Source organism: Daejeonella sp. (assembly GCF_037719425.1).
In the GTDB taxonomy this organism is placed as follows: domain Bacteria; phylum Bacteroidota; class Bacteroidia; order Sphingobacteriales; family Sphingobacteriaceae; genus Daejeonella.
Genome location: NZ_JBBJNI010000138.1, coordinates 1 through 11496 on the forward strand (window position 1 = coordinate 1; position 11496 = coordinate 11496).

Consider the following 11496-nt stretch of genomic DNA (forward strand, 5'->3'; position numbering starts at 1 on the left):
AAAATGTAGCCTTGCCGCTGGTATATGCAGGGATTGGACGTAATGAACGGGACCAGCGTGCTCAACAGACTCTCGAAAGCGTGGGGCTTGGAAATAGGGTTCATCACAAGCCTAATGAGCTTTCCGGTGGTCAGCGCCAGCGTGTGGCTGTAGCTCGTGCCCTTGTTAACAATCCGTCTATCATCCTTGCGGATGAGCCAACGGGAAACCTTGATACGAAAACATCTGTTGAGATCATGGGCCTGCTGGAAGAGATCCACTCCAAAGGCAATACGATCATACTGGTAACGCACGAAGAAGACATCGCACAGCATGCACACCGAATTGTGCGGATGCGTGACGGCCTGATCGAAAATGATTACCAGAATGAAAATATTAAGACCGTTTCTCCAAGACTTGAAGATATGAAGGTTAAGGGGTCGGATTTTGAGAAGATAGAGTAAGGTTGTAGGCATGATGACTGAGGTCAGAAGTCTGATGACAGAAGCTAACCCGTGAAAAACAAAATTTATTATTAATATCAGACCTGAGATATCAGACCTCATGCTTCCGTCTCAATGAAAATCTACACCAAAACCGGAGATAATGGCCTTACTTCTTTAATAGGAGGTACGCGGGTTCCTAAGTATGATCTGAGGATTGAAAGCTATGGCACGGTTGACGAGCTGAACTCTTATATCGGAATGATCCGGGATCAGGAAATTTCAACCGAACAAAAAGATATTTTAAAGGAGATCCAGGACAGGCTTTTTACAATCGGGGCTGCACTGGCTTCTGATCCGGAAAAGTCTAAAATGAAGATCCCTGATTTGAAGCTTACTGATATAGAGCTGCTCGAGCAGCAGATGGATCAGATGAATGAAGTGCTGCCGGACCTTAAACACTTTATTCTTCCCGGGGGAGATACAGCTGTTTCATTTTGCCATATAGCGAGATGTGTATGCAGGCGTGCGGAACGAATTACAGTACATCTCAAAGAAGAGAGCTTTGTTGATGAGAAGGTAGTTATTTATTTAAACCGCCTGAGTGACTACCTGTTTGTGCTTGCGCGGAAGCTAGTTTTCGACAGAAATTTGCCCGAAAATAAGTGGCTTCCAAGGGTTTAGGTAACATGTTAAAAATTAATTAATAATCTTATTTAAATTATTATATTTTTGCACAAAAAGTATAAATAAAATTCTAAGAATATGTATTGGACATTAGAATTAGCGTCGCATTTAGAGGACGCGCCATGGCCGGCTACAAAGGATGAACTTATAGATTATGCGATCCGCTCAGGTGCCCCTGTAGAAGTTATTGAAAACCTTCAGGCACTGGAGGATGACGGTGAGCCTTATGAAAACATCGAAGAAATATGGCCCGATTATCCTACCAAGGACGATTTTTTCTTTAACGAAGACGAATATTAGAAACTGATCCCGCACCTGCGGGATTTTTTTTTATCCTGCGACAACATTTTTTTACATTGTTAAAACAATCGGTACGATTTTAGTATTAATGGTATGAAACTTAATCAGCTATTAATTAACTAAAAACTAAAACTATGGGTAATCTACTTTATTTGATCGCAGTTATTTTAATCATTTTCTGGATCTTTGGAGCCTTCATTTCACCAATGGGTGGTAATTTAATCCACATTCTTCTTGTAATCGCTATCATCGCTATCCTACTTCGCGTAATCAGAGGCGGTACAATCTAAGAAATAAATTTAAAGCACCCGTTTATTTATTTAAGCGGGTGCTTTATTTTTTTGAACGTAAATAGGTTTGTGCTACAAGGATATCCTCAGGGTAAGTTATCTTAAGGTTTCTTGTATCTCCCTCGATCAAAAGGATCTTTACTCCGGAGCTCTCTACGACTGCTGCATCATCGGTAAATTCACTCCGGTACTCCTGCCCGTAGGCTTTATTTAATATTTCAATTTTGAAAACTTGTGGTGTCTGGATCAGATATATCTCGTCGCGGTTTAAACTAACCGTTCCGGTTTTCGTACCCTGCCGGATAGAATCCCTGCTTTTTACAGCGACAACTGCATTTCCAGTTTCTTCAGCCTGTTTGTATGCCGAATCAATTATCTGGAGTGATATGCATGGCCGTACAGCATCATGAATGGCAACTATAGCAGGTTCTGTAATATCCTCAAGGCCATTTTGTACCGAATGAAAGCGCTGCTCGCCGCCCTTAACTAATTGATGAGGAATGGAGAATGTATACTCCGCGCAAAGCTCTTTCCAGTATTGGTGGAAGGCTTCGTTCAATACAAGGACTATCTCGGGAGCAGATGCGGAAGAATGAAAAGCCTCTATCGTATGCATCAGCACCGGCCGGCCATTCAATAGCATGAATTGTTTTGGGACATCAGCATGCATACGACTGCCTGAGCCGCCGGCTACAATTATTGCATAATATTTTACACCAGGCATTTTATCAATCCTCCGGATATCAATATATTAAAAACCCGATACAAGAAGTTTTTGCTTAGATGATCAGCATTGCATCGCCATAGCTGTAGAAACGGTAATTCTCTTTCACCGCAACTTCATAAGCCTTCATTACATGATCATAACCGCCGAATGCAGCCACCATCATCAGCAAAGTTGACTCAGGGGTGTGAAAGTTTGTGATCATCGAATTAGCAATGCTGAATTCGTATGGAGGGAAAATGAATTTGCTGGTCCAGTCATTAGCCGCTTTTAGCTCTCTGCCTGCAGAAACAGCCGACTCGATCGCACGCATGGAAGTAGTACCAACGGCGCAAACTTTCTGCTTGTTTTCGGTAGCTTTGTTCACCAGATTGACTGCTTTTTGTTCGATGATGAATTGCTCTGAATCCATTTTATGCTTGGTCAGATCTTCAACCTCAACGGCACGGAAAGTTCCGAGTCCGACGTGAAGAGTAACCTCAGCAAAGTCAACACCTTTAAGTTCAAGGCGTTTCATCAGCTCGCGGCTGAAGTGCAGTCCTGCAGTTGGAGCTGCAACAGCGCCTTCTTTCTTAGCAAATATGGTTTGATAGCGTTCTTTATCTTCAGCAGTAGCTTTACGCTTGATATATTTTGGAAGCGGGGTTTCGCCCAGGATCTCAATGTTGCGGCGAAATTCATCATCCGTTCCGTCAAAAAGGAAGCGAATAGTACGGCCGCGGGAGGTTGTATTATCAACAACTTCAGCAACCAGCAGGTCATCATCGCCAAAATAAAGCTTGTTTCCAACACGGATCTTACGAGCAGGATCAACAAGAACATCCCAAAGACGAAGGTCGCGGTTCAATTCACGAAGTAAAAAAACTTCGATTGTAGCGCCGGTTTTTTCTTTATTGCCGTATAAACGCGCAGGAAAAACCTTCGTGTTGTTAAGGATCATCACATCTTTATCGCCGAAATATCCCAAAACGTCCTTAAATATTTTATGCTCGATAGCACCTGTCTTCCTGTCTAGAACCATCAAACGGGCTTCGTCGCGTTGTTCTGATGGATTATGAGCTATTAGTGATTCGGGTAAATCAAATTTGAACTGGGATAATTTCATGTTTTATATTGAGTGATTTCAGGGCGCAAATTTAGGAAAAAGAAATGGGAAATGAGAAATGAGGTATAAAGTCTGAAGCAGAGGTTTGAGGCTGGAGGTACAGATGGGAGATGTGGTGGACACTCATAACCCACAGTTCAGCATAAAGCTCATACCTGATACCTACCAAAATTATAATTTCCAAATGATGATACCCCTGTAACGTTTTTAATTAAATTTGGTCTAAACGGGCATATGATATTTCTTAAACTTCTTAAAGAAAGTTTTCTTTTCGCTTTTGGGGCTCTCAGGCAAAATAAGCTAAGGACTATTTTATCGCTGTTAGGCATAACAATCGGTATCATGACCATCGTCAGCGTGTTCTCTGCTGTAGATACCCTGCGGAATAATATCCAGAGTAGTGTTGAGAAATTAGGAAGCAATACCATATACATTCAAAAATGGCCATGGACCGGCGGGCCTGATTTTCCCTGGTGGAAATATATCAGCAGGCCGCAGCCGTCTCTTCGCGACTATGCAAAGCTTAGCGACCGCCTCCAGGGCGCTGAAGGAATTTCCTTTGAAATTGGAATTGGTAACCGTACCATAAAATATAGGAACAACAGTATTGAGGGTGCACAGATCTCGGCATCGGCTCACGATTATTATAAGGTCTGGAAGTTTGACTTTGAAAGCGGCCGTTATTTTACGGATAGTGAATCAAAAGCAGGAAGGCCACTGGCAATCATTGGTTTCCAGATAGCGGAAGGATTATTTCCTAATATTGATCCGGTTGGAAAGGTTATAACAGTCCTGGGAAGAAAGGTTACCATCGTAGGGGTATTTAAGGAAGAAGGGGAGGATATGCTTGGTGTGTCTTCAGATAAAACTGTTCTGGTTCCGCTAAACTTCGCCAAAGGGGTTATCAAGGTTGAGGACGAAAGATACGGTCCTCAGATCACGGTTAAAGGGCGCGAAAATGTAAGCGTTGAAGAGCTTGAAGCCGAATTAAAGGGTAATTTAAGATCTATCCACAGGCTTGGCCCGCGGGATGATGATGATTTTTCATTAAATAAAACAACTATTCTTACTGCACAGCTCGATCAGCTTTTCGGGATCATTGATTTCGCCGGAGCATTCATTGGGGGCTTTTCTATACTTGTAGGTGGCTTTGGGATTGCGAATATTATGTTCGTATCCGTAAAAGAGCGGACCAATATTATCGGGATCCAGAAATCCCTGGGAGCTAAGAATTACTTTATCATGCTGCAGTTCCTTATTGAATCTGTATTGCTATGTCTTATGGGCGGGGCAATAGGGCTCGGAATTGTATTCCTGCTGGCGTTTGGCCTTAAAACCTTTATGGATGTGAATATCGTTGTAGATATCAGTAAGGTTATACTGACTATTATCCTTTCTACAGCAATTGGATTGATCTCAGGGTTTATACCGGCGTTTATGGCATCGAGACTGGATCCGGTTGAGGCGATACGGAGTAAATAGTTTTTTGAGTGGAGAATTGAGAGTGGCAAGTTGAGAGTGTCTTGCTGACGTAACAATGCGCCGGGAGGAAGGGTTTCGATAGGGCTCTTCCCCGACTGGATCCCGGATCAAGCCCGGGACGGATCTCCTCATAGACGCGGCGCAGCTAGCGTCCTCTGCCATGTCAATTTATGAGAATCAAAAACCTCCAGCGCAGCTGTAAAATAAATTGTAATCCGTGTGCAGACTTGATGTCCCGGTCGACACTTGCGGCTGTAGCCGCGTGTCAAGACGAGATCCCTGCCTGACGGTAGGCAGGCCCGACTAAATCGGGGAACAACGTTAATCGGGAAAAAGCAACTTCGCTTCTTGTAATAATTGTGCTTTATCGATAGGAACTACACCAACGTGTTCGCATACAATGCCTCCCGCGAGATTCGCAATTGCAGCAGTCTGATATTCATCAAGCCCGGAAGCAATACAGAGGGCAGCGGTAGCTACCACGGTATCACCGGCGCCGGAAACGTCGGCGACCTTTCTTGAATGGGCTTGAAACAGCTTTTGATCTTTTGCTGTGCTGACGAAAACACCGTGTTCTGATAAGGTGAGCATTACGCTTTTTGCGTTAAGCCTTGCTTTAATCTGGTCGACTGCGGCTTCAATCTGGGTAACGCTGACCGGATCAATTTCTACATCAAGGCCTTCCCGTAGCTCTTTAAGGTTAGGCTTGAATAAGCTAACGTCTTTATAAAAGTGGAAGTTTCTCTTTTTAGGATCAACGATGGTGAGGATCCCTTTTTGATTGGCGAGGCTTACGGTAAATGTGATCAGTTCTTCTGAGATAAGCCCTTTGTCGTAATCCTCAAAGATAATAGCGTCAATTTTCTGTGCGCTGATGATCTCTGCGATCCTTTCCTGCACCTCGCGGCTGGATTCATCAGGAATATCAGTCTCTGTTTCAGCATCTACCCGTACTATGTGCTGATTGTGCGCAATGATTCGCGTCTTAACAGTAGTTTGCCGTCCCTTAACGGTGATTACTCCTTCCCTGGTGAGATTGGCGCTGTCCATAAGGCTCAGCAGATCCAGGCCCTCCGGATCATCACCAATAACGGCACAAATGATGGGTTTGGCTCCCAGCGACTGAACATTCAGAGCTACGTTTGCGGCACCGCCCAGGCGGTTCTCCTTTTTCGTCACCTGCACAACTGGTACGGGCGCTTCCGGAGACATGCGCCCGATCTTGCCCCAAACGTAGCTATCCATCATCACGTCCCCGATAACGAGGATGGTCAGTAAATTGAATTTTTCGAAAATGTCCGTCATAGGATGCATATGTATCAAAATTCTTTTAAACCTTTTAGATCAAAGCGGACATATTATTTTTTGGAAAGCAAATACAGCATTCCATAGGGCGCGATAGCCCCGCTTTTCGCATTAGCTTTGCCTTAATATAGCTATTTTGATTTGAAATTTACGCCGGCAAAGGCTAATTGCTCCAATCGGGTTTACCTGGCACATGCAGTACTTAGATTAAAGCAAGCCTGCACAGCGACCTATGCGGCAAAAATATACTAAGCCGTGCTTTCCGCCATGCTTTCCGCCCAGTCTAACAACTAACAACTATTGTCATTGCGAGCCTGCCTACCGCAGGCAGGCGCAGCGCGGCAAAACAACTACTTCAGCGCTCCCAGCGCCTCTTTAATCCTCTTCATCGCCTCTATCAGTTTTTCGTTAGCTGCAGCGTATGATAGACGGATTGATTTAGGATCACCGAATGAATCGCCGCTTACCGTAGCCACATGGCCGGTATTAAGCAGGTATAAAGATAGATCTTCAGCATTCTTAATTGTTGAGCCATCAGGGGCAGTTTTGCCGAAGAAAGAGCTAACATCAGGGAAGAAGTAAAATGCGCCCCCTGGTAAGTTGACTTTCAATCCCGGGATGGCTTTTAATAAACCGTACACCAGGTCGCGGCGCTCTTTAAAGACAGCTTTCATTTCCTTAATGGTATCCAGCCCGCCTTCGTAGGCAGCTATGCCCGCTTTCTGGGTAATGGAAGAAGTGCCGGATGTGATCTGGCTCTGAAGCTTATCGCAGGCAGCAGCAAGCTCTTTACTCGTTGCTGAGTAACCAATCCTCCAGCCAGTCATCGCGTACGCTTTGGATAGCCCGTTGATAATGATCACGCGGTCTTTAATGCTGTCAAACTGAGCAATAGACTCATGCTCATTCAGGAAATTGATATGCTCGTAGATCTCATCAGAGATGATATAGATCTGAGGATATTTTTCAAAAACTTTAGCAAGTGAAGCAAGCTCATCGCGGGTGTAAACACTTCCTGTGGGATTGTTCGGCGATGAGAACATGAACAGCTTGGTCTTAGGGGTAATTGCCGCTTCAAGCTCTTCGGCAGTGATTTTGAAGTCACTCTCCAGGGTAGTATTGATGAACACAGACTCGCCGTCCGCTAATTTTACAAGCTCAGAATATGAAACCCAGTACGGGGTAGGGATAACCACCTCATCACCCGGATTAACCACACACAGAATTGCATTGGCCAGTGATTGCTTGGCTCCTGTAGAAACAACGATCTGATCGAAATCATAATCAAGGTTATTCTCGCGCTTCAGTTTAGCTGCGATCGCCTTTCGCAGCTCAGGATATCCCGGAACAGGAGTATAGTAAGAAAAATTCTGGTCAATAGCATCTTTAGCTGCCTGCTTCACAAAGTCGGGAGTGTAAAAATCGGTTTCTCCTAAACTAAGGCTGATAACATCAACGCCTTTCGCAGCCAATTCCCTGCCCATTTTAGCCATCTTTATTGTGGCGGACTCGGATAAATAGTTAATTCTGTTTGATAATGTGTTCATAATTAAGGCAAATATAGAAACCTAAGAAGGCAATGCAAAAATTAAAGAGAAATGAGCCGGAAATTGCGATTTTATTAAAATTCCACTCTTGTATTGTCTAAATTTGGCCGTATTTAAGCGCCCGATTTGCAAAGTCAAAAAAAAGTAATCCTGCTATCCCTCAGCATCGGCGTCCTGCTGATGCTTGCGAAGTTTACAGCCTACTTTATAACGGGTTCTAATTCAATTCTGACGGATGCCGCGGAAAGTATCGTCAATGTTCTGGCCAGCGCCTTTGCATTTTACAGCATCTATGTAGCTGCACAGCCGCGGGATAATAATCATCCCTACGGCCACGGCAAGGTGGAATTCTTTTCGGTATTCATTGAAGGCAGTCTGATCGGCATTGCCGGCATTCTTATTATTTTCAAGTCTGCATATAACCTGGTATATCCACACAATGTCAATGAGCTGATTGTCGGTTCTATCATCATTGCTGCAACCGGGCTTGTTAATTTTGTGCTGGGATACTACCTCATCAGCCAGAGTAAAAAATTAAAATCCCTGACCCTCTTTGCGGATGGCAAACATCTGCAGGTTGATGCCTATACGTCTGCCGGACTTGTTGCTGGCCTGATCCTGATCTACCTTACGGGATTGAATTACCTGGATAGCGTACTGTCTATCGCTATCGGCATCTTCATTATTTACAGCGGGTATAAGCTGGTCAGGCGCTCCGTTTCCGGCCTGATGGATGAATCTGATTTTGAGACTGCCGATGAGGTGATCTCTATCCTGAATTCCTGCCGCAAGGATAGCTGGATAGACATGCACAATTTGAGGACACAGCGTTACGGGCCTGATATCCATATCGACTGTCATCTTACCCTGCCATATTATTTTGACCTGAATAAGGTTCACGAAGAGGTATCGGAAGTCGATGCCATGATGAACAGCCAGGCAAGCTCATCTATCGAGTTTTTTATCCATGCTGATCCATGTATTCCGGAGTGTTGCCACTACTGCCGCATGGATGCCTGCCCGGTAAGATCGGAGCCCAGGACAAAAGACATTACCTGGACCATCGAAAACGTAACCCGTAACAAGAAACATTTTTCTGCCGATGTATAAATTTAATGTCCGGGTTTATGGCTTGCTGATCAACGACCAGGATCAGATCTTAATGAGCGATGAAGAGGAGCATGGCTTCCGTTTTTCCAAGTTCCCCGGGGGCGGACTGGAATATGGCGAGGGCCTGATCGATGCGCTGAAGCGCGAGTTCGTGGAGGAATGCAATGCCGAGATCGAAGTAACAGAGCATTTCTATACCACAGATTTCTTTAACAAGTCGGTGTTTAACGACAGCCAGATCATCAGCGTGTATTATATCGTTAAGTCTTTAGCCGAACTGAAGCTGAACTTTAAAGAGAAGACCTTTGATTTCGACAGTGAAGGCGATATCCTGCAGGCCTTCCGGTGGAAACATATCCAAGACCTGACGATGGAGGATGCTACTTTCCCAACCGATCAAAGGGCTATCGAACTATTAAAAGAGAAATGGCTCAAAGATCATTAGCAGAACGCGACCAGGCAGTTATCTGGCATCCGTATACGCAGATGCAAACCGCTGCTGCGCCCATTCCTATTGTAAGGGGCGAAGGGGTGCACCTGATCGCTGAAGACGGCACAAAGTATCTGGATGCTATTTCTTCCTGGTGGGTTAACATCCATGGGCATGCACATCCCTATATAGCTGAAAAGGTTGCAGAACAGCTGCGGACTCTGGAGCATGTGATCTTTGCCGGCTTTACGCACCCGACCGCTGTAGAGCTTGCGGAAAGGCTGCTGGCAATCCTGCCTGATAATCAAAAGCGGGTTTTCTATTCCGACAATGGCTCAACCGCCGTTGAAGTAGCCCTGAAAATGTGCTTCCAGTACTGGAGTAATAGCGGCCAGCCGCGGACTAAAGTAATCGCCTTTCATGATTCCTACCACGGCGATACCTTCGGAGCAATGGCAGTAAGCGCAAGGAGCGCTTTTACCAAACCTTTTGAGCAGTTCCTGTTCGACGTAGAATTTATAGACCTCCCTAATGCGGAGAATATCACTCGTCTTAAGGAACAGCTTTCAGCTTTCAGCTTTCAGCTTTCCGCTTTCATCTTCGAGCCTTTGGTACAGGGAGCCGGCGGTATGAATATGTATGAGGCTAAATACCTGGACGAATTACTAATGCATTGCAAGAAGGAGGGCATCCTGACCATTGCCGATGAAGTGATGACAGGCTTCGGCAGGACAGGAAAGCTTTTTGCTTCAGATCATTTAACCCAGCAGCCCGACCTGATGTGCTTTTCCAAAGGGATAACGGGCGGCACTATGGCGCTCGGCGTTACGACCTGTGCGGGCAAGATTTACGATGCATTCCTGTCGGATGATAAATTAAAAACCCTTTTCCACGGGCATTCCTTTACGGCGAACCCGGTTACCTGCTCGGCAGCGCTGGCAAGCCTTGATCTTTTATTAAAACCGGAAACCATAGCTGATATCAGCCGGATTGAAGAATCACACCGGTCTTTTGCCGCACGCATTGCAAAGCATCCCAAAGTCAGGACCATCCGGCAGACCGGCACCATACTCGCAATGGAATGGGAAACGGGCGACAATACCTCTTATTTCAACAGCCTGAGGGATGACCTGTATAACTTCTTTCTCAGGGAAGGAATTATCCTGCGCCCCCTCGGCAACATCATTTATATAATGGCTCCTTACTGCATCACAAATGATCAGCTGAAGTATATTTACCAAAAAATAGAACAAGCCTTAGAGCAATTTTAAAATGAACTTCCAGCATCTCCTTACAGGAATAGTAGCCGATACCCAAAAGCACGCCAGATGGCTTAATACCCTGTCATTGATGGAGAACACCGGTGCCCGCAAGATCTCTGCCAGCGAGCACAAAACCGATGTTACCCTCATTATATTAAAGCATGCAGCAGAAGAGCATCGTCACGCTTTCTATCTTAAAAAGCAGATCTCGAAGCTGGGCGCTGGCTTATGCCCCGATTACTCGGATGAGCATCTCTTAGCTACCCACGACAGCCGGTATTACCTGAACATGCTCGATGTCCACGTCTGTAAATATCTTAAATCGGAACTGAAACTAAGCGGCAACGAGCTGAAATTTGCAGCCTATTTATTAGTTACCTATGCTATTGAAGTCCGCGCAGATGAATTATACCCTGTTTACCAGGATGTGCTGGACGCAACCAAGAGCAAAGTAAATGTGAAATCAATCATTTTGGAAGAAGAAGGGCACCTGGAAGAAATGCTGGTTCAATTAAAGAATTTTTCACCGGACTGGGAGCGGCATGCGGATAAGGCGGTGGAGTTTGAGAGTGAGTTGTTTGGGAAGTGGATGGTGGGGTTGGAGAGGGAGATTTGAGCCAAGAACCAGGGACCAACCTGCCTGCCTGCAGCTAACTGTATACATATCTTTCGGCGTGCCTTTTTATAATTCGTTGGGTATGTTTCCACAGGCTTCAGCCCGTGGGGAGAGATGATCAAGTGAGGGGCGAAGTGCGGAGGAGGTCCTCGCTTTCGCGAAATGTCATTAAGTTAAGGGACGGGAGGTTCTGGCTTTCGCCAGAATGACAAGACA

At 45.2% G+C, this 11496-nt stretch carries 13 protein-coding genes; 9 read left to right on the forward strand and 4 right to left on the reverse strand.

Annotated features, from left to right (window positions below; all coding sequences use genetic code 11):
* The 4 genes from WKF69_RS15615 to WKF69_RS15630 all read left to right on the forward strand — a co-directional run.
* Positions 1-443, forward strand: a 443-nt coding sequence (locus WKF69_RS15615; RefSeq protein WP_340383057.1) for an ATP-binding cassette domain-containing protein, incomplete at its 5' end; no start/stop codon positions are given.
* A gap of 114 nt (positions 444-557) precedes the next feature.
* The gene (locus WKF69_RS15620; RefSeq protein WP_340383058.1) at positions 558-1106 is read left to right on the forward strand and encodes a cob(I)yrinic acid a,c-diamide adenosyltransferase; all 549 of its coding nucleotides are present in this window, start codon (positions 558-560) and stop codon (positions 1104-1106) included.
* A gap of 81 nt (positions 1107-1187) precedes the next feature.
* A complete protein-coding gene (locus WKF69_RS15625) occupies positions 1188-1409 on the forward strand; it encodes a DUF2795 domain-containing protein (RefSeq protein WP_002996718.1) in 222 nt (73 codons plus the stop codon).
* Between the two features lie 134 nt (positions 1410-1543).
* Positions 1544-1699 carry a lmo0937 family membrane protein gene (locus WKF69_RS15630; RefSeq protein WP_340383059.1) on the forward strand — a complete coding sequence of 52 codons (156 nt, stop codon included), beginning with the start codon at positions 1544-1546 and terminating at the stop codon, positions 1697-1699.
* Between the two features lie 43 nt (positions 1700-1742).
* Here WKF69_RS15630 and WKF69_RS15635 read toward each other — a convergent pair whose 3' ends face one another.
* On the reverse strand, positions 1743-2423 hold the full coding sequence (locus WKF69_RS15635; RefSeq protein WP_340383060.1) for a 2-C-methyl-D-erythritol 4-phosphate cytidylyltransferase: 681 nt from the start codon (positions 2421-2423) through the stop codon (positions 1743-1745).
* A 55-nt stretch (positions 2424-2478) separates the two neighbouring features.
* Positions 2479-3528 carry a tRNA preQ1(34) S-adenosylmethionine ribosyltransferase-isomerase QueA gene (gene queA, locus WKF69_RS15640; RefSeq protein ID WP_340383061.1) on the reverse strand — a complete coding sequence of 350 codons (1050 nt, stop codon included), beginning with the start codon at positions 3526-3528 and terminating at the stop codon, positions 2479-2481.
* Positions 3529-3762: 234 nt separating this feature from the next.
* Here queA and WKF69_RS15645 point away from each other — a divergent pair, with 234 nt between their 5' ends.
* Positions 3763-5010: an ABC transporter permease gene (locus tag WKF69_RS15645; protein WP_340383062.1), complete on the forward strand. Its 1248-nt coding sequence runs from the start codon at positions 3763-3765 to the stop codon at positions 5008-5010.
* 321 nt (positions 5011-5331) lie between these two features.
* Here the strand turns inward: WKF69_RS15645 and WKF69_RS15650 are convergent, their stop codons facing one another.
* On the reverse strand, positions 5332-6315 hold the full coding sequence (locus WKF69_RS15650) for a bifunctional ADP-heptose synthase (protein ID WP_340383063.1): 984 nt from the start codon (positions 6313-6315) through the stop codon (positions 5332-5334).
* Positions 6316-6665: 350 nt separating this feature from the next.
* Positions 6666-7862 (reverse strand): pyridoxal phosphate-dependent aminotransferase, encoded by a 1197-nt coding sequence (locus tag WKF69_RS15655; RefSeq protein ID WP_340383064.1) that lies wholly within the window; start codon positions 7860-7862, stop codon positions 6666-6668.
* 126 nt (positions 7863-7988) lie between these two features.
* On the opposite strand from WKF69_RS15655, the gene WKF69_RS15660 reads away from it, so the two are divergent.
* From WKF69_RS15660 to WKF69_RS15675, 4 genes are read left to right on the forward strand one after another with little or no spacing between them, the layout of a single operon-like run.
* The gene (locus tag WKF69_RS15660) at positions 7989-8972 is read left to right on the forward strand and encodes a cation diffusion facilitator family transporter (protein ID WP_340383065.1); all 984 of its coding nucleotides are present in this window, start codon (positions 7989-7991) and stop codon (positions 8970-8972) included.
* Positions 8965-9417: an NUDIX domain-containing protein gene (locus WKF69_RS15665; RefSeq protein ID WP_340383066.1), complete on the forward strand. Its 453-nt coding sequence runs from the start codon at positions 8965-8967 to the stop codon at positions 9415-9417. The genes WKF69_RS15660 and WKF69_RS15665 overlap by 8 nt, the downstream gene beginning before the upstream one ends.
* Positions 9399-10673, forward strand: coding sequence for an adenosylmethionine--8-amino-7-oxononanoate transaminase (gene bioA, locus WKF69_RS15670; RefSeq protein WP_340383067.1), 1275 nt, complete (start codon positions 9399-9401; stop codon positions 10671-10673). The genes WKF69_RS15665 and bioA overlap by 19 nt, the downstream gene beginning before the upstream one ends.
* A gap of 1 nt (position 10674) precedes the next feature.
* Positions 10675-11280 (forward strand): hypothetical protein, encoded by a 606-nt coding sequence (locus tag WKF69_RS15675; protein WP_340383068.1) that lies wholly within the window; start codon positions 10675-10677, stop codon positions 11278-11280.
* Positions 11281-11496: the final 216 nt, after the last annotated feature.